Annotated in this window: 16 protein-coding genes; 10 read left to right on the top strand and 6 right to left on the bottom strand. The window is 51.8% G+C overall.

The window, feature by feature from the left end; all coding sequences use genetic code 11:
• Positions 1-126 precede the first annotated feature (126 nt).
• The 9 genes from ACW44H_RS11070 to sthA all read left to right on the top strand — a co-directional run bounded on the left by ACW44H_RS11070 (position 127) and on the right by sthA (position 9,960).
• Positions 127-1,581, top strand: coding sequence for a glyceraldehyde-3-phosphate dehydrogenase (locus ACW44H_RS11070; RefSeq protein ID WP_457504503.1), 1,455 nt, complete (start codon positions 127-129; stop codon positions 1,579-1,581).
• Positions 1,582-1,889: 308 nt separating this feature from the next.
• Positions 1,890-3,239 carry a Na(+)-translocating NADH-quinone reductase subunit A gene (locus ACW44H_RS11065; RefSeq protein ID WP_457504501.1) on the top strand — a complete coding sequence of 450 codons (1,350 nt, stop codon included), beginning with the start codon at positions 1,890-1,892 and terminating at the stop codon, positions 3,237-3,239.
• The gene (locus ACW44H_RS11060) at positions 3,239-4,465 is read left to right on the top strand and encodes an NADH:ubiquinone reductase (Na(+)-transporting) subunit B (RefSeq protein ID WP_113269609.1); all 1,227 of its coding nucleotides are present in this window, start codon (positions 3,239-3,241) and stop codon (positions 4,463-4,465) included. Before ACW44H_RS11065 ends, ACW44H_RS11060 begins: the two co-directional genes overlap by 1 nt.
• Entirely contained in the window at positions 4,465-5,286 is an 822-nt protein-coding gene (locus tag ACW44H_RS11055) for a Na(+)-translocating NADH-quinone reductase subunit C (RefSeq protein ID WP_457504499.1), read from the top strand. Before ACW44H_RS11060 ends, ACW44H_RS11055 begins: the two co-directional genes overlap by 1 nt.
• A gap of 2 nt (positions 5,287-5,288) precedes the next feature.
• Complete coding sequence (locus tag ACW44H_RS11050) at positions 5,289-5,957, top strand: NADH:ubiquinone reductase (Na(+)-transporting) subunit D (RefSeq protein ID WP_113269611.1); 669 nt, start codon at positions 5,289-5,291, stop codon at positions 5,955-5,957.
• A gap of 1 nt (position 5,958) precedes the next feature.
• Entirely contained in the window at positions 5,959-6,576 is a 618-nt protein-coding gene (gene nqrE, locus ACW44H_RS11045) for an NADH:ubiquinone reductase (Na(+)-transporting) subunit E (RefSeq protein ID WP_113269612.1), read from the top strand.
• 74 nt (positions 6,577-6,650) lie between these two features.
• On the top strand, positions 6,651-7,883 hold the full coding sequence (gene nqrF / locus ACW44H_RS11040) for an NADH:ubiquinone reductase (Na(+)-transporting) subunit F (protein ID WP_113269613.1): 1,233 nt from the start codon (positions 6,651-6,653) through the stop codon (positions 7,881-7,883).
• 264 nt (positions 7,884-8,147) lie between these two features.
• A complete protein-coding gene (gene nqrM, locus ACW44H_RS11035) occupies positions 8,148-8,402 on the top strand; it encodes a (Na+)-NQR maturation NqrM (RefSeq protein WP_113269614.1) in 255 nt (84 codons plus the stop codon).
• A gap of 166 nt (positions 8,403-8,568) precedes the next feature.
• Positions 8,569-9,960 (top strand): Si-specific NAD(P)(+) transhydrogenase, encoded by a 1,392-nt coding sequence (gene sthA, locus ACW44H_RS11030; protein WP_113269615.1) that lies wholly within the window; start codon positions 8,569-8,571, stop codon positions 9,958-9,960.
• A gap of 39 nt (positions 9,961-9,999) precedes the next feature.
• Here the strand turns inward: sthA and ACW44H_RS11025 are convergent, their stop codons facing one another.
• The 6 genes from ACW44H_RS11025 to leuS form a co-directional block, all read right to left on the bottom strand.
• The gene (locus tag ACW44H_RS11025; RefSeq protein WP_457509007.1) at positions 10,000-11,187 is read right to left on the bottom strand and encodes a GGDEF domain-containing protein; all 1,188 of its coding nucleotides are present in this window, start codon (positions 11,185-11,187) and stop codon (positions 10,000-10,002) included.
• A 293-nt stretch (positions 11,188-11,480) separates the two neighbouring features.
• Positions 11,481-12,419: a PA2778 family cysteine peptidase gene (locus ACW44H_RS11020; RefSeq protein WP_457504498.1), complete on the bottom strand. Its 939-nt coding sequence runs from the start codon at positions 12,417-12,419 to the stop codon at positions 11,481-11,483.
• A 12-nt stretch (positions 12,420-12,431) separates the two neighbouring features.
• Positions 12,432-12,830 carry a PA2779 family protein gene (locus ACW44H_RS11015; protein ID WP_113269618.1) on the bottom strand — a complete coding sequence of 133 codons (399 nt, stop codon included), beginning with the start codon at positions 12,828-12,830 and terminating at the stop codon, positions 12,432-12,434.
• Between the two features lie 154 nt (positions 12,831-12,984).
• Complete coding sequence (holA, locus tag ACW44H_RS11010) at positions 12,985-14,052, bottom strand: DNA polymerase III subunit delta (protein WP_113269619.1); 1,068 nt, start codon at positions 14,050-14,052, stop codon at positions 12,985-12,987.
• Positions 14,049-14,543 (bottom strand): LPS-assembly lipoprotein LptE, encoded by a 495-nt coding sequence (locus ACW44H_RS11005; RefSeq protein ID WP_457504497.1) that lies wholly within the window; start codon positions 14,541-14,543, stop codon positions 14,049-14,051. Before ACW44H_RS11005 ends, holA begins: the two co-directional genes overlap by 4 nt.
• Positions 14,540-17,125, bottom strand: a complete 2,586-nt coding sequence (gene leuS, locus ACW44H_RS11000; RefSeq protein ID WP_457504496.1) for a leucine--tRNA ligase — start codon at positions 17,123-17,125, stop codon at positions 14,540-14,542. Before leuS ends, ACW44H_RS11005 begins: the two co-directional genes overlap by 4 nt.
• Positions 17,126-17,286: 161 nt before the next feature.
• Here leuS and ACW44H_RS10995 point away from each other — a divergent pair, with 161 nt between their 5' ends.
• Complete coding sequence (locus ACW44H_RS10995) at positions 17,287-17,808, top strand: zinc ribbon-containing protein (RefSeq protein WP_113269622.1); 522 nt, start codon at positions 17,287-17,289, stop codon at positions 17,806-17,808.

The following is a 17,808-nucleotide window of genomic DNA, read 5'->3' as shown; positions in this document are numbered from 1 at the left end:
ACCCCTACATGTTGTGCGACTATCCATTCATTGCGACCACTGCGCTTGCCCCGGATAATAAGCATCAATTGATTTGTCTACGACCCCGTTCCCACTTCCTGTTTCCACTACCTGATGAGGCCGCACGTGAGTCAGCAAGCGCTCGAAAACGTTTTTCAAGAATGGCAGGGCAACGAAGCCTTGGCGGAGCAAATGATCCCGTTAGTTGGGCAGCTCTATCGTCAGAACAATGTCGTTGCCACCATGTTTGGACGTTCGCTGATCAAACGGTCAGTTATCCGGATTCTTAAAGATCACCGCTTCGTGCGCAAACTGGAGGGAACCGAACTCTCCGTTGAGGATACTTACCCAATTCTCAAAAGTATGGTTGCGCTAAACCTTGGGCCTGCGCACGTGGATGTGGGCAAGTTAGGGGTAATGTTTAAGCGCCAGGGTGGCGGCGATGTTGACGCCTTCCTGCGTAAAGAGCTGGGCGAAATCATTGACGGCTACCAGCCTGGCGCCAGTACCGGCGAGCCGCAAGATGTCGTGCTCTACGGTTTTGGCCGTATCGGTCGTTTGCTGGCGCGGGTGATGGTTGAGAAAGCCGGTGGCGGTAATCTGCTGCGTTTACGCGCTATCGTCGTTCGTGGCCGCGGCGATGTAGCAAAAGACCTTGAGAAACGCGCTAGCCTGCTGCGCCGTGATTCCGTCCATGGTCCGTTTGACGGCACTATCATGGTCGATGCAGAGGCGCGTTCTTTAATAGTGAATGGCAATGTCATTCAGGTCATCTACGCAGATTCACCCAGCGAGATTGATTACACCGAGTACGGTATTCATAACGCGGTGATTGTCGATAACACCGGTATTTGGCGCGATGATGCAGGCCTAGGGCAACATCTGCAGTGCAAGGGTGCTGCCAAGGCGCTGCTGACAGCCCCAGGTAAAGGCGATATTAAAAATATTGTCTATGGCATTAACCATGAGTCCATTGGTGATGACGACCTTATCGTGTCGGCTGCTTCGTGTACCACCAACGCTATCGTGCCTGTACTGAAAGTGCTGAATGATGAGTATGGCGTGGTAAATGGTCACGTGGAAACCGTGCATGCGTACACTAATGACCAGAACCTTATCGATAACTACCATAAAGGCGATCGTCGTGGTCGTAGTGCAGCTCTGAATATGGTGTTGACCGAGACGGGTGCCGCTAAAGCCGTCTCAAAGGCACTGCCTGAGCTTGAGGGAAAGCTGACCGGTAACGCGATTCGTGTGCCCATCCCGAATGTTTCCATGGCCATTCTTAACCTGACCCTGGATAAAACCACCGATGCCGCTGCGCTAAATGACTACCTGCGCCGGATGTCGATTGATTCTGCTTACCAGAAGCAAATTGACTTTGTCGACTCCGCCGAGGTGGTTTCGTCGGACTTCGTGGGTAACCGTCATGCCGGTATTGTTGATGCCAAAGCCACCATCGCCAACGGTCATCATGCTGTTGTTTACATGTGGTACGACAACGAATTTGGCTATAGCTGCCAAGTCGTGAGAATTTTACAGCAGATGTCTAATGTGCGGTTTTTAAAGCTGCCGCGTTAAATAATGGTGCTCGCTTAGCTCGTAGGCGGGCTGTCAGGCTAAATTATGATGCAGCGTCACCTTCGGGTGGCGCTTTTTTGATTTTTGTAAAGCCTTTTAGCCAAAGTATATAGCACCTTTTGCGATCTTAAGGGATGTGGTCATTGGACGCGCTTGTCTTTATAATACGATGGATTTTTCGGGGTGGTTCAAGTGCTACTTGGGCCGGACTGGTAACAATCTGAGCAGAAAATAAGCATTCGCTGAGCAGAAAATAAGCATTCGAACCCCTTACCTTCGTATATCCGATCCAACAACTGGGCGAGACTATGATCGAAGTCAAAAAAGGCCTGGATCTCCCCATCGCGGGAGCGCCCGAGCAGCGTATTGAAGATGCGCGGCCTGTGCGCCACGTGGCAATCCTGGGTACCGACTATGTTGGCATGAAGCCAACAATGGAGGTCCGGGAAGGGGATAAGGTCAAACTAGGCCAATTGCTCTTCACCGATAAGAAAATTGATGGTGTGCGCTATACAGCGCCCGCTGCCGGTGAAGTGCTTGCAATAAACCGTGGCGAAAAACGTCGTTTACTATCTGTCGTGATCAAAGTCGACGAAACTGAGGAAGCGGTTGAATTCGCTGCTCATGATCGTAATGCCTTAGCGCAGCTTGAACGTCAGGTCGTTGTTGACCAACTGGTGGAGTCGGGACTCTGGACGGCGCTACGTACCCGTCCCTTTTCGCGTACTCCGGCCATTGACAGCACCCCGGCCGATATTTTTGTAACTGCTATGGATACCCATCCACTTAGCCCTGATCCTGAACTGATCATTAATGAACAGTCGCAGGCATTCGAGGACGGCCTCAAGGTGTTAGCGCGCCTGACCGAGGGCAACGTCTTCTTATGCACGGGTGAAAATGCCTCAATTCCAGGTGGCGATGTTGACGGCGTCAAGGCAGAAAGCTTTGCTGGGCCGCATCCTGCCGGTCTAGTGGGCACTCATATCCACTTCCTTTCTCCTGTCGCACTGCATAGAAAGGTGTGGCACATCGGCTATCAGGACGTTATCGCGTTCGGTAAGTTCTTTGTAGAAGGTAAGCTGGATATGAGCCGTGTGGTCGCCATTGGGGGGCCGCGTGCTGAAAATCCTCGCCTGGTGCGAACGCGTGTCGGTGCTAGCACAGAGGAACTCCTGGCAGAAGAAGTCATCAAACCCGATGACACTCGCGTGATTTCTGGTTCTGTGTTCTCTGGCTTTACTGCCGAAGGCAAGCTTACCTACCTGGGGCGTTTTAACAATCAAGTTAGTCTGATTGAAGAAGGTAATAAGCGCATCTTAATGGGCTGGCTGTCGTTGGGCGCAGATCGACATTCGGTTCTGGGTATTTACCTTTCCAGATTCAAGGGCTTGCGTAACTACGCACCAACCACATCAACCAATGGCTCAGAGCGCGCCATGGTGCCCGTTGGTTCTTATGAAACGGTGATGCCGTTGGATATTATGCCAACTCAGCTACTGCGTTCGCTGATCGTGGGTGACATTGAGGTTGCCATGCAGCTTGGGTGTTTGGAGCTGGACGAAGAGGATCTGGCGCTATGCACGTATGTTTGCCCAGGCAAATACGAATATGGCCCCATCCTGCGTGACAATCTCACCATGATCGAGAAAGAGGCCTGATGATGGGTATTCAACAGACACTCCAAAATATCGAGCCGCACTTCCACAAAGGCGGAAAGTACGAAAAGTTCTATCCGTTATTTGAAGCGGTCGATACCATTTTTTACACGCCGCCGAGCGTTGCTAAAACCACTGCTCATGTGCGTGATGGTATTGATCTTAAACGCATCATGATCACGGTATGGTTGTGTACTTTCCCGGCCATGTTCTTTGGCATGTGGAATGCTGGCTGGCAAGCTAACACGGCTATCGACGCGGGATACGCGTCTATGGGCGGTTGGCGCGAAGCAATTTTGATGACATTGGCGTCTGGGCACGATCCCAGCAGCTTGTGGGCGAACTTTGTCTTAGGGGCTACCTACTTCTTACCTATCTATTTGGTAACGTTTGTAGTGGGTGGTTTCTGGGAAGTACTGTTTGCCATCAAGCGCGGCCACGAAGTTAATGAAGGCTTTTTCGTCACATCGGTACTGTTCGCGTTAATACTGCCCGCGACGATTCCGCTTTGGCAAGTTGCTTTAGGTATTACCTTCGGTGTTGTCATTGGTAAAGAAATCTTCGGTGGCACGGGTAAGAACTTCCTGAACCCTGCGCTGACCGGACGTGCTTTTCTGTACTTCGCTTACCCCGCGCAAATATCGGGCGATGCCGTATGGGTTGCAGCGGATGGCTATACCGGGGCTACTCCTCTCTCGCTTGCTTTCCAAGAAAGTATGGCAGAAATGACGAGTACCTATAGTTGGTGGGATGCTTTCCTTGGCTTTGTTCCCGGCTCTGTCGGTGAAGTCTCAACCCTGGCGATCTTGATCGGTTTAGCGGTACTGTTGTGGACACGTATTGCTTCATGGCGAATCGTGCTCGGCGTCTTCCTGGGGATGGTGGCGACCAGTGCACTGTTTAACCTGGTAGGTTCTGACACCAACCCGATGTTTGCCATGCCATGGTATTGGCACTTGGTCATTGGTGGTTTTGCCTTCGGTATGGTGTTCATGGCGACCGACCCGGTGTCAGCCTCAATGACCAATCAGGGGCGGCTGCTATTTGGTGCGCTGATTGGTGTAATGACTGTCTTGATTCGCGTTGTAAACCCGGCTTTCCCGGAAGGCATCATGCTGGCGATTCTCTTCGCTAACCTGTTTGCACCGCTGATTGACCATTTCTTCGTCCAGGCCAATATCAAGCGTCGCGTGAAGCGTACCGGCGTTCCGGCCGAGGAGACCGCCTAATGGCACAAGGTAATAACTCCATCAAGAAAGTCCTGATTGTGGCGTTTGCATTGTGTATTGTGTGCTCCGTCATTGTCTCGACTGCAGCAGTCGCTTTGCGACCAATGCAGCAGCTTAATCAGGAGCTCGACCGTAAAACCAATATCTTGAACGTTGCCAAGCTGTATGAGCCGGGCATGGATGTTGAAGAGGTATTTAACGAGGAAATTACCGCTCGGGTCGTTGATCTGGATACCGGTGAGTACTCCGAAGAGTTTGATCCCGATACTTATGACAGTTTTGAGGCTGCGAGTGACCCAGCCTCGGGTCGTACATTATCGGGTGATCAGGACATTGCGGGACTGTCACGGGTTGAAAACTATGCCACAGTGTATTTGATTGGCAATGAAGATGACCCGGAACAGATCGTGCTACCTATTCGGGGCCAAGGTCTTTGGGGACTCATGCGTGGCTTCCTGGCAGTAGAAGGTGATGGCAATACTATTGTCAGTATCACCTACTATGAGCACAGCGAAACGCCAGGTCTGGGTGCTGAAGTTAACAATCCGCGCTGGCAGGCTCAGTGGGAAGGGAAGAAAATTTACGATGAAGAGGGTGACCTCTCACCGGAGATTCACCTGACCAAAGGCGGTGCTAGCGACGAATACGAAGTAGATGCGCTATCTGGCGCGACGCTAACCAGTAACGGCGTAACCAACATGCTGCAGTTCTGGTTAAGCGAAGAGGCTTTCGGTCCCTATTTGGCAAGATTCCGTAGTGGTACTGAGCCGGAAGACGCCGAAGAGACCGATACCAACTTCGAAGACGTTGAGGGGGCCTAATCATGGCGGACGTAAATGCAAAAGGCGTTTTAACGGCGCCGATTTTCCAGAACAACCCCATTGCGCTGCAAATATTGGGGATCTGTTCGGCGCTTGCGGTAACCACCAGCATGAGCGTATCGCTCGTTATGGCACTGGCGGTTATCTTCGTAACGGCATTTTCTAATCTATTCGTATCGTTGATCAGAAATCACATTCCTTCTTCGATTCGTATCATCGTACAGATGACCATTATTGCCTCACTGGTTATCGTGGTAGATCAGATTCTGAAAGCGTACGCATACGAAATGTCTAAACAGCTTTCCGTATTTGTGGGTTTGATCATTACCAACTGTATCGTTATGGGACGTGCAGAAGGCTTTGCGATGTCTAACACGCCTGGCATGTCGTTTTTGGATGGTGTCGGCAATGGCTTAGGCTATGGCTTCGTTCTCATGGTGGTCGGTTTCGTACGTGAATTGCTTGGCTCAGGTAGCGTGTTTGGTTTTACTATCCTTCAGCCCATTCAAGATGGTGGTTGGTACGTCCCCAACGGCTTGCTGTTACTGCCACCTTCTGCGTTCTTCATTATTGGTCTGCTCATCTGGGTGCTACGTTCCGTTAACCCTGAGCAGGTTGAAGATAATGAGTTCAAAATGAAGGAAAATACCCAGCCCAAGGAGGCCGTGTAACATGGAACATTATCTGAGTCTTTTTGTTGCCTCGGTATTTGTTGAAAACATGGCACTGGCCTTCTTTTTGGGGATGTGTACTTTCTTGGCAGTGTCCAAAAAAGTATCGTCAGCGATAGGTTTGGGTATTGCGGTTATCGTTGTATTAACCGTTACCGTGCCGGTAAATAACTTGGTATTCACCTACTTGCTTCAGGAAGGTGCACTGACCTGGACCGGTATTAGTGGTGCTGAAAATATAGATCTGTCTTTCCTTGGCCTGCTCTCATACATTGGCGTTATTGCGGCGCTGGTACAAATCATGGAGATGTTCCTTGATAAGTATGTGCCGTCGCTCTATAACGCGCTGGGGGTATTCCTGCCGCTTATTACCGTTAACTGCGCCATCCTGGGTGGCGTACTGTTCATGGTAGAGCGTAGCTATAACTTCGGTGAGGCCGTTGTCTATGGCTTTGGTGCGGGTACCGGCTGGGCGCTGGCAATTGCCGCGCTGGCAGGTATTCGTGAAAGGCTGAAGTACAGCGATGTGCCAGCTGGCCTTCAAGGACTGGGCATTACTTTCATCACCGTGGGGCTAATGTCGTTGGGCTTTATGTCCTTCTCAGGCATTCAGCTTTAATCGGAGCCGGTTTTTCCCAGCGCTGCTAAACGCAGCGCTGGGTAACAGGAAACCTTCAGCAATAGGAAACCGACATGGTTGATACAGCAGTCATCTTGCTCGGTGTTGTCATGTTCACGGTCATCGTTATTAGCTTAACGGCGATCATTCTGGCAGCGCGCAGTAAGCTTGTGAGTAGCGGGGATGTGACCATTGAGGTCAACAACGACCCCGAACATACTTTGAAGACCCAGGCTGGCGGTAAGCTGCTAAATACGCTTGCTGCTAACGGTATTTTCCTCTCCTCCGCATGTGGTGGCGGTGGTTCTTGTGCCCAGTGTAAGTGCCGGGTAGAAGAGGGTGGTGGCTCAATCCTGCCAACGGAAGAGTCGCACTTCACCATGCGTGAGAAGAAAGAGGGTTGGCGCCTCTCTTGTCAGGTACCTGTGAAGCAGGACATGAAAGTAGAAGTGCCTGAAGAAGTGTTCGGGGTGAAGAAGTGGGAATGTGAGGTGATTGCTAATCCCAATGTTGCCACCTTCATCAAAGAGCTGAACCTGAAACTGCCTGAAGGCGAAGAAGTTGCCTTCCGTGCCGGTGGCTATGTGCAGCTTGTAGCACCCCCTTACGATGTCAAGTTCTCAGACTTCGATATTGAAGAGGAGTACCGGGGTGATTGGGAAAAATTCGATATGTTCAAAATTTCCCACAAGAACAATGAGGAAGTGATTCGTGCTTACTCTATGGCGAACTACCCCGATGAAAAGGGTATTCTCAAGTTCAATATCCGTATCGCGACGCCGCCTCCTGGCACTGACCATCCGCCAGGCTTGATGTCGACTTACGTCTTTAGCTTGAAAGAAGGCGATAAGGTGACGGTTATGGGCCCGTTCGGTGAGTTCTTTGCCCGTGATACTGACGCTGAAATGATCTTTATCGGTGGTGGTGCAGGTATGGCGCCGATGCGTAGCCATATCTTCGATCAGTTGAAGCGCTTGAAGTCTGATCGCAAAATCACCTTCTGGTACGGTGCACGTTCTTGGCGTGAAACGTTCTATAACGAAGAGTACGACCAGTTAGCCGAAGAGTTCCCCAACTTTGAGTGGCACTTGGCGCTTTCTGATCCTCAGCCTGAAGATAACTGGGAAGGGCCGACAGGCTTTATCCATAACGTGCTGTACGAAAACTATCTTAAGGACCATCCGGCGCCTGAAGATTGTGAGTACTACATGTGTGGGCCGCCTATGATGAACGCCTCAGTTATCAAGCTGTTGCTTGATATGGGGGTTGAGCCGGAAAATATCCTGTTGGATGATTTCGGCGGATAAACAATCGGCTTTGTATCGATCGTCTATCAGCAGGGCTGGCCTTTGGGTCAGCCCTGTTTGTTTATAAGCATGTTTGAAGGAGCGTTGTGCAATAGGCCTCATTAATGACCTATCTGTAGCGCTGATAAGAGTATCGTCATGGGTTACAATAGCTTAAGTAAGGAAATCGTGCGGCACGTATCGGACTGAATGTTGTAGGCATAGAGTTGTCTGAAGGTAAGATAAAGAGAGTAACGCTAAACAGTGTATTGCTGGGAGGTTGATATGGCGATTTGGCTACTGGTATTCGGTTTTATGGCACTCATTATGGGCGTAATGGCCGTGGGTGTGATAATGGGCCGTAAACCTATTGCTGGTTCGTGTGGCGGTTTGAACCAAATAGGCATGAAAGACGGCTGTGATATTTGCGGCGGTAAAGATGAGGTTTGCGAAGAAGAGAACCGTAAGCGCGGCAGCGTTCGTCGACGCAGTGATGAAAGCCGCGGTGCCGATTTAGGCTACGATGCCACTCGTCGCTAACACGCCACATTCATAACTACGAAGGCGCATGTTCGGTTGAACTGCGCCTTCTGACGTTTATGAAATCATGCAAGTGCTTGGCTGGAAAGACATGGTGGGGATTGGTTTAGCCATAATGGTTTAAGCATAAACTGTTTAACTATATTAGGAAGGAGATGCAGAGAGTATGGCGGTTCACAATTACGATGTCGTGGTGATCGGTACGGGCCCTGCGGGTGAAAGTGCCGCCATTAACGCTGCAAAGCATGGCAAGCGAGTGGCCATTATTGAAAAGCAGGCTCAGGTAGGTGGCAACTGTACCCACTGGGGTACCATTCCTTCCAAAGCTTTACGCCATCAGGTCAAGCAGATCATGGCGTTCAATACCAACCGTATGTTTCGCGATATTGGTGAGCCACGCTGGTTTTCTTTTCCTAAAGTGATGGAGCGTTCACGCGGCACTATCGACAAGCAGGTAGAGATGCGTACGACGTTTTATGCTCGTAACCGCATCGACCTATTTCATGGCGTTGCTCGCTTTAAAGATGAACATACGTTGCTGGTGCGAGACCGCCAAGAAGGCATGGAAGAACTGGTGGCTAAGAAAATTGTGATTGCCACTGGTTCACGCCCCTATCGTCCGGCTGATATTAACTTTCGACATCCGCGCATTTATTGCTCAGACACGATATTAAGCCTCTCGCACACTCCGCGCACCCTAGTCATTTTCGGGGCTGGCGTCATTGGCTGTGAGTACGCTTCGATCTTCTCGGGATTAGGTGTCAAAGTCGATCTAATTAATAACCGTGACAGTTTGCTGTCCTTCTTGGACGACGAGATTAGCGATGCGCTCTCGTACCACCTGCGCAAGCACGGTGTGTTGGTTCGTCATAACGAAGAGTATGAAAGTGTCGAGGGGGATGAATCAGGCGTTGTCGTGCGTCTAAAATCAGGCAAGAAAATTCGCGCTGACGCCTTTCTGTGGGCCAACGGGCGCACGGGCAATACTGACAGCCTGGGGCTCGAAAACATTGGCTTGAAGGCAAATGGTCGGGGCCAGCTAAGCGTTGATGAGCATTACCGTACCGAAGTGCCCCATGTCTATGCGGCAGGCGATGTTATCGGCTGGCCGAGTTTGGCAAGCGCAGCTTACGATCAAGGCTTGAACTCGTGTAATGAGCTACTCGAAAAAGAGTACCGATTTGTCAGCGATGTGCCCACAGGAATTTATACGATCCCTGAGATCAGCTCCTTCGGCCCAAATGAGCGTGAACTGACGGAAGCAAAAGTACCTTATGAAGTAGGCAAAGCCTTTTTCAAAGATACCGCCCGGGCGCAGATAACCGGTGATACCGTCGGCATGCTTAAAATCCTTTTCCACCAGGACACCCTAGAAATACTGGGCATTCACTGTTTTGGCGACCAAGCGTCTGAGATTTTGCATATCGGCCAAGCTATCATGCAGCAGAAAGGCGAAGCTAATACACTTAATTACTTTGTAAACACCACCTTCAATTACCCCACCATGGCTGAGGCGTACCGAGTGGCTGCACAAAATGGTTTAAACCGTGTTTTTTGACATTGGCTTTCATTCGAGAACAATAAAATAGACACCGGCTTAGCTAATGAGTGATTGTATATATGCTTTATCGGTGTTCTCTGATGAGGAAGTGAGGGGGGGTAACAGGCTTTCTACCCGGTTGCGCCCCAGCGCTTTGGCTTGATAAAGCGCTTTATCGGCAAAGGAATACAGTTGTTCAAACGTAAGCGTACCTCCATTACCCGTCGTCACTCCAATGCTGATGGTCGGGTTGTCGTGCGGATCTAGGTCGCTTAGTTTATTTGCCTCTATCTCTCGGCGCAGCCGATCCGCCACCTGGAGCGCATCATGGGTGGAAGTATTCGGCATCAGTAAACAAAATTCTTCTCCGCCAATTCTCGCTAATGTATCGGATGGGCGACTTAGCTGACGTAGTTTTATACTGACTTGGCGTAGCACCTCATCGCCGCTAGGGTGCCCATATTTGTCGTTGATTTGCTTGAAGTGATCAAGGTCGAGCAATAGCAGGCTCAGCGGTGCTTTATCCCGCTGCGCTTGGGTCAGCGCTGCGAATGCTACTTCCACCAAATGGCGCCGGTTATATAACCCCGTTAATTCATCCGTTAGCATCAGCTGATACATTAAGTTGCGCTGACGGTGAAGATGAATAACCGCCAAGCATAGCGTAATAGCTGCGCTAACCATTAATACCAGGAGCACACTAACGGCGATAGAGAGCCGCTGCATTACCAAGCGTTGTTGTAGGGAAATAGCGTGGATTTCTTCAAGCAGCTGGTTATAAAACCACGCCTGGGAACCACTGATCTCCATAGCATCACGCAGCAACGGCTCAATAAGCTCTGGGCGTTGCTGCGCCTCTAGGGCCTGCTGATTTAATATCGATAGGCGGCTATCAAGCTCAATGAAATGATGAGTAAGGTATTGGACATTTGAGGTGAGATAACGATGGCGTTCAATAGTTGTTTGTATGTTATTGAGATGCTGTTTAGACACTGAAACAAAGTAATCAATATATTCAATAGGCTCGTTGCTAGGTTGGTGGCTTGCTTCTTCCAGTGCGGTTCGCAGCTGTGGCGTTGCTTGCTGAGCCAATATAATGTCACTCACCAGTTTGGTGTAGTCGGCACTGGCTTTTTGGCAAGCGCTGTAAACGTAGCTGCCCATAACTGCCGACATCAAACAGAGGATGATGGCAAAAATGATCGCTAAACGTCCTCGGGACTGGCGGAGAGGGCGATGTATCATCACAATTTAATCAGCGAGATGAAGGGGATAGTGCCCCTCGCTACTAATTCCTGTGGACACGTAGATACATCTGGTGAATAAAGATGATCATCATATGAGTGCTTCCATAGCAAAAGGCAGTTCTGCATGACACCTCTCCCGGTAATGGTCAGGTAGTCCAACGAACAGCTTGAAGATATTATCCTTATGCAACTTAAGCACTCACTTGCAATGTATGCCATCCGACAACTTTACTAATTACAGGACCATACTTTTGCTCGTTATTATTAATGTATATTTTAAATTACTGATTTCTAATGCTTATCTATCCCTTCTAGGGCTAAGCGTGCTTTATCCTGCCAAGCTCCTTCAAGCGAGGCAGCTTGTGCCAAAGCCTCTCGTGCGGCATCAGGTGCATCTTGCTGAAGCAGTATAAGCCCTAGATTTAACCATGCCGCACCCATCGTCTCATCTAGTTCTGTTGCCCGCTTAAAGGCATTACGAGCCTCGTCGGGCTGTTGGTTGGCATAAAGCGCGTTGCCTAATGCGAATTGCCCCATTGCATTGGCTGGGTAGCGCGCTACAAACGCTTGCCAGCTTGAAAGCGCTGCTTTCGGCCCATGGGTTTCCTCGTAGGCGCTAATCGCTTCCAATGCGTTACGGGCGGTTATACCCAGGGGTAGAGTGCCCGGTTCGGCCACCACAAAACCCCACCGCTCCGTGCGGGCCCAGGTCGCATCGAAGCGGCTAAACGGCATCGTATGACGCTCAATTTCGCCACTGCGTAGAATTAATGTCTCATTGGGCAGGTCGTAGCCAATGGCGACGGCGTAGTGCCACATAGGGTAAATCGGCAGCGATAAATTCTGCATCACTACCACTGGGTCACCCGCTGCTAAGTGGCCTAATAGGGTATCCATGGTTCCGCGAATGGGGTAAGCGAGTTGATCATAACGTCGCACCGTCGCAAGCATTTCTGGCTGTACGCTGCCATCGCGCTCAGGCAAGAATACTTGTGGGATCAGTTGCTCAATGTCTGTCTCGACATCCTGATGATTAAGAACCATCGCAAGCGTAGCAGGACCGCACTGAAACTCCGTTTGTGCATAGAAAGGCACGCTGTTTATTTCTGCCTGGGGAGGTAGTGTTTGGTAGCTACTTTGTAGCAGTACCGGATTGCGTGCGCAGCCGCTAAGCAGTAGCAGCATAATAAAAACGCCCGCAAAGCGGGCGTTAGCAAACAGATAGGTCATGAGCAGCCTATATTAGCGAGTAAACGGATAAACGTCGGTCAGGCCGAGGATATCGGTTACCAGCAAAATAATGAAAACGGCGAACAACGCACCGACAACGCCAGCACCGGCAGGCAGCTGTTCAAGTTGCTCGGCCATTTGCTGTGCTTCTGCATCGCTCAACGCCGCAACGCGGGCCTCGACTTCGTCCAGGTCAACACCCTGTTTTAGCAGTTGATCCTGCACATCGGCGCGGGCCAGTATCTCGTTAATGCGCTCACGGTCAGCGCCGGCACGATCAGCTGACAAAACAGATTGGGTAGAGACTAAATCCATTGACTGAGGCGCAGCGGGAGCCGCTGCAACGGGCAAACTGGTAATCACGAGCGCCGCAATCAGCAGGGTAGAGAGGTAGGCACGCAATGTTTTCATCGTCTTCTTCCTTATAGACTAGTCGAGGTAAGACAAGCGTTTTTGGCTTGATCTATAGTTACACGCACAATACTGGCATGAATCTGGAGTATAGAAACAAATGGGTTGTTTTTTAAGTCTAATGTGCAAAGTGCTAATTATTTGCACTAATGCGCTAATTGTTAGCACTAATACGATAGGTCCACGCGGACTCCGAAAGTAACCCACGGCCTCCGGCCATGGTCATCGCCAAATCATGCAGGCCGGGCCATAGCGGCACTGGCGCCGCCCCTTTAACGGCTAAATCAAGCCGCTGTGCCATTAACAGTAATTTATGTAGACGCTTCATTGGCAAGCGGCCAATTGCTTTTTGATAGGCCGGGCGTCGCTTGTCAAAAATCATCGGTTTTTGGCTCTTGCAGGCGTGTTCAAAGCTTTGCCCCTGATCAAGGTGTTGATGAAGCGAGAGCAGGGTGCGCAGCTCTCGGCTTAGCGCCCACAGCACAATGGGCGCCTCGACGCCTTCGCTGCGTAACCCATTCACTATGCGTGAGGCGCGGCTGGTTTCGCCTTTCAAGCAGGCATCGGCCAGATTGAAAACATCAAAGCGTGTGCTGTCCTCTACTCCCTGGGCGATGCCGTCGACATTCAAACGTGTGCCTTGAGGATGAATTAACGCCAGCTTTTGCAACTCCTGATCGGCAGCCAGAAGATTGCCTTCGGTGCGCTCACCCAACAGGCGGGCCGCATCCAAATCAATTTGTAAGCCGTGTAGTGTGGCGCGGTCTCGCAGCCAATAACCCAAGCGGGAGATATCCACTGGCCACACCGGAACGAACAGCCCGTGCTTATCCAATGTTTTGAACCAAGCGCTCTTTTGCTGTTTGGCATCTAGCTTGCCCATACTGATAAGCAAAACGTCTTCGCTGTTATCCAGGGTTTCAGCGTACTGCGCTAACGCTTTGCTGCCTTCCTGGCCTAGCTTGTGATTGCCTAGTCGCAATTCCAGCAGCTTGCTAGTCGCAAATAAGGAAAGGTTGCTGGACATTTCCATCAAGCGACCCCAAGCAAAGTTGGGCTCTACATCCAGCACCTCGCGTTCTTCAACACCTGCTTGGCGGGCAGCGGCTCTCACGGCATCGCAGGCATCGCGATGCTGTAAAGGTTCGTCGCCCGCCACAATCACCACGCGTGGAAGCTTTTTTGCTAACGCAGCGGGTAGCTGATCAGCAAATACCTTCACTGCATGCCCTCAACGTACGCAAGGCGATCAATGATTTGCTGAGACAGTTGCTGAGTAAGTGTCTGTTCGGCTTCCCTCATCAATGTTTCGCGGTTGAGTAGATCATCTTCGCTAACGCGAATCCGCGTGCTTGTTGAAAGCGCTTCGTTATTGATGTGATAGGCATTGTTTGCCCGTTCCTGTACCGAGAACCTTATACTAAGCGTTAGTTCGTGCTCGCGGCTTGCCCTGCCATCACCGCCCAAACGCCGTTCGGTTAACACCGGCGTGCCCAACGTTACGCGCCATGGTGCGCCCGCTGTTACCTCGGTGCCTAACTGTTGAAGACGTGAAGCAACCTGCAGAGCAACCGCGCTATTGGTATCGCCTTCTAAGGTAAGTGCAGGCATCGACGGCAGTGGTCTACTGCCGCGCAGTTGAAACCCACAGGCGCTGAGCAACATTGCCGACGAGGCGGCAATGCTAGCGGTTAGAAATGTGCGTCGATTCATCCGCTCACCACGATGTTGACCAATTTGCCGGGTACCACGATCACTTTACGTACGGTGTTACCTTCAATATAGCGCTGAACATTTTCGTGTTCCATGGCGAGCTTTTCGATTGCTGCCTTATCAGCGTTTGCGGATACCTCAAGGCGTGCGCGCAGTTTACCGTTAACTTGTACCACCAGCTCGATGCTATCGCGGGTAAGGGCGGATTCATCCACCACCGGCCAGGTCGCTTCGATGGCAGGGCCAGAGTGACCAAGCGCTTCCCAGAGGCTATGGCACAGGTGCGGTGTAATCGGTGAGAGCAACAGTACGCAGGCTTCCAGCGCCTCGCGGCTCACTGCCAAACCACGTTCAGAGCTATCGTCGAACTTACCGATAGCGTTAGAGAGCTCCATTACCGCGGCAATCGCCGTATTAAAGGTAGTACGACGACCGATGTCATCGCTGGCTTTCTTAATGGTCTCATGGGTTTTGCGGCGTAGTGCCTTTTGATCGTCGTTGAGTGCATTGACGTCCAGCGTGCCGGGCGTGCCCGTTGCCAAGTGCTCATTCACCTGACGCCACAGGCGCTTCAAGAAGCGGTGGGCACCTTCAACGCCGGAGTCGGACCACTCTAATGACTGTTCGGGCGGTGCGGCGAACATCATAAACAGGCGCACGGTATCGGCACCGAACTTGTCGATCATCGACTGCGGGTCAACGCCGTTGTTTTTCGACTTGGACATCTTCTCGATGCCGCCCATCTCGACCGGCTCGCCGTCACTCATCAGAATGGCGCTGAGCGGGCGACCCTTCTCGTCGCGCTTCACTTCCGCATCGGCAGGGTTGAACCACTGCTTGCCGCCGTTATCGGTAGGGCGGTAGAAGGTTTCCGCGATGACCATGCCTTGGGTCAGTAACTGCTGGAAGGGCTCGTCGGAATCCACCAAGCCAAAGTCGCGCATCAGCTTGTGGAAGAAGCGGGCGTAAAGCAGGTGCAGAATGGCGTGCTCGATACCGCCAATATAAAGATCCACCGGCAGCCAGTAGTTGGCGCGCTCGTCCAGCATGGCGTCAGTATTATCGGCACAGCAGAAGCGCGCGTAATACCAGGACGACTCCATAAAGGTGTCGAAGGTGTCCGTTTCACGGGTCCAGCCATCGCCCAGATCAGAGAACGCCGGCATCTTTTTCAGCGGCGAGCCCGAGGCATCGACGGTGACTTCCATCGGTAGTGAGACCGGCAACTCGTCATCGGTCAGCGGTACGGTTTGACCTTCCGGGCCGTATTTGACCGGAATCGGTGCGCCCCAATAGCGCTGGCGGGCAACACCCCAGTCACGTAGGCGGTAGTTGGTTTTGACTTCGCCACGACCAAGTTCAGCCAGTTTGGCGGCGATGGCATCAAAGGCTTGTTCAAAACCTAAGCCATCAAATTCACCGGAATTCACTACCGTGCCGTATTCGGCATAAGCCGCTTCAGAAACGTCGGCGGGTTGGCCGCTTTCATCGGCGATGACCGGTTTGATCGCGATGTCGTACTTGGTGGCGAACTCCCAGTCGCGCTGGTCGTGGCCGGGTACCGCCATGACGGCACCGGTACCAAACTCCATGAGCACGAAATTTGCCACGTAAACCGGCACTTCATCGCCCGTCAGCGGGTGAACCGCCCTATGGCCGGTGAGCATGCCTTTTTTCTCTTTGGTGGCCATCTCTGCTTCAGAGGTGCCGCCTTTGGCGCACTCATCGCAAAAGGCCGCCAGCTCGCTGTTCTGCTCAGCCGCCTGCTTGGCCAGCGGGTGGCCTGCGGCAACCGCGACATAGGTCACGCCTAGCAGTGTATCCGGGCGAGTGGTATAAACTGCTAACGGGTCGCAGACACTGCCGTCTTTTGCCTTGATATCAAAAGTGAGTTCAACGCCGCGGGATTTGCCAATCCAGTTGCGCTGCATGGTTTTGACCTGTTCCGGCCACTCCACTTTATCCAAATCAGCCAGCAGTTCATCGGCGTAATCGGTAATCTTCAAGAACCACAGTGGGATCTCTTTGCGCTCAACCAACGCACCGGAACGCCAGCCGCGGCCTTCGATAACCTGCTCATTGGCGAGAACGGTTTGGTCCACCGGGTCCCAGTTGACCGTCGACATCTTCTTATACACCAAGCCTTTCTCGACCAGCTTGGTGAAGAACCACTGCTCCCAGCGGTAGTAGCTGGTATCACAGGTGGCGAACTCGCGGCTCCAGTCGTAGGCAAAGCCCAGCGCCTTCAACTGATTACGCATGTAGTCGATGTTTTGATAGGTCCACTTGGCGGGCGGCACCTGGTTCTGAATAGCGGCGTTTTCAGCGGGCATACCAAAGGCATCCCAGCCCATGGGCTGCATGACATTTTTGCCCTGCATACGTTGATAACGCGACACCACGTCCCCGATAGTATAATTACGCACATGGCCCATATGTAGCTTACCGCTGGGGTAGGGGAACATGGAGAGGCAGTAATACTTCTCGCGGTTCGCGTCCTCTACGGCTTTAAAGCACTGATGTTTGTCCCAGTACTGCTGGGCGTCGCGTTCGATATCACGAGGGCTGTAGTGTGCGTCCATCGGTTTATTAATGCCTTGGCGTATTCGCCCAAAAGGGGCGCAAAGTGAATGTGAGATGACATCTGTCAGATAAGTGAGGTCGATTGTATCCTATGCGGGTGTATCCTTGAACGGTAAGCCGATGATAGGTAACTGTACGCGTCGACAAAAGGAGAGGCACGATGAGTGAACAGCAAAATGATAATCGCCTACGCGAAGGCTACGAACGCTTGCTAGAGCGGATGCAGGGGGGCGCCAACGAGCTAACCTGGGAAAACTTGCAGAAGGATTTGGACGACGCGGTCGAATTTGAGTCGGAGCTTGAAGAGTACACCAAGGACGAACTAGCCCTGCTACGCGCCTGGGTTGAGCGCGACCTGAAAGATATGCGCTACTACATGGCAGATACCGGCAAGCAGGTTGCCAGCTGGCTGGGGATTGATATCGACGGGCTTTCTCGCCGAGTGGCGGAGTCGCTGCTTTCAGTTGCCGATCGCAGCATCGTCGATCGGGAGCGTTTTGAGGACGACCTGGAAGCCGCCCGCGCCGACTATTGCGAAGGTGAAATGGCCGCGCCGGGCTTAATGGCGTGTACCCATTGTGATGCCCAGGTGATGCTACCCACCGTGGCGCGTTTAGAACCCTGCCATCAGTGCGGCCATCGTTACTTCTACCGCTTCCCCAGTAAAATCATTGAGACCTGA

The organism is Vreelandella sulfidaeris Esulfide1 (genome assembly GCF_054072535.1).
The sequence above is the reverse complement of the archived record's forward strand: the minus strand, read 5'-3'. Positions and strand labels throughout refer to the sequence as shown.

What these genes read in the sequence shown, in the direction of transcription:
- ACW44H_RS11065 (WP_457504501.1), top strand. Translation starts at nt 1,890, where the DNA reads ATGATCGAAGTCAAAAAAGGCCTGGATCTCCCCATCGCGGGAGCGCCC.
- ACW44H_RS11060 (WP_113269609.1), top strand. Translation starts at nt 3,239, where the DNA reads ATGATGGGTATTCAACAGACACTCCAAAATATCGAGCCGCACTTCCAC.
- ACW44H_RS11055 (WP_457504499.1), top strand. Translation starts at nt 4,465, where the DNA reads ATGGCACAAGGTAATAACTCCATCAAGAAAGTCCTGATTGTGGCGTTT.
- ACW44H_RS11050 (WP_113269611.1), top strand. Translation starts at nt 5,289, where the DNA reads ATGGCGGACGTAAATGCAAAAGGCGTTTTAACGGCGCCGATTTTCCAG.
- nqrE (WP_113269612.1), top strand. Translation starts at nt 5,959, where the DNA reads ATGGAACATTATCTGAGTCTTTTTGTTGCCTCGGTATTTGTTGAAAAC.
- nqrF (WP_113269613.1), top strand. Translation starts at nt 6,651, where the DNA reads ATGGTTGATACAGCAGTCATCTTGCTCGGTGTTGTCATGTTCACGGTC.
- nqrM (WP_113269614.1), top strand. Translation starts at nt 8,148, where the DNA reads ATGGCGATTTGGCTACTGGTATTCGGTTTTATGGCACTCATTATGGGC.
- sthA (WP_113269615.1), top strand. Translation starts at nt 8,569, where the DNA reads ATGGCGGTTCACAATTACGATGTCGTGGTGATCGGTACGGGCCCTGCG.
- ACW44H_RS11025 (WP_457509007.1), bottom strand. Translation starts at nt 11,187, where the DNA reads ATGATACATCGCCCTCTCCGCCAGTCCCGAGGACGTTTAGCGATCATT.
- ACW44H_RS11020 (WP_457504498.1), bottom strand. Translation starts at nt 12,419, where the DNA reads ATGACCTATCTGTTTGCTAACGCCCGCTTTGCGGGCGTTTTTATTATG.
- ACW44H_RS11015 (WP_113269618.1), bottom strand. Translation starts at nt 12,830, where the DNA reads ATGAAAACATTGCGTGCCTACCTCTCTACCCTGCTGATTGCGGCGCTC.
- ACW44H_RS11005 (WP_457504497.1), bottom strand. Translation starts at nt 14,543, where the DNA reads ATGAATCGACGCACATTTCTAACCGCTAGCATTGCCGCCTCGTCGGCA.
- leuS (WP_457504496.1), bottom strand. Translation starts at nt 17,125, where the DNA reads ATGGACGCACACTACAGCCCTCGTGATATCGAACGCGACGCCCAGCAG.
- ACW44H_RS10995 (WP_113269622.1), top strand. Translation starts at nt 17,287, where the DNA reads ATGAGTGAACAGCAAAATGATAATCGCCTACGCGAAGGCTACGAACGC.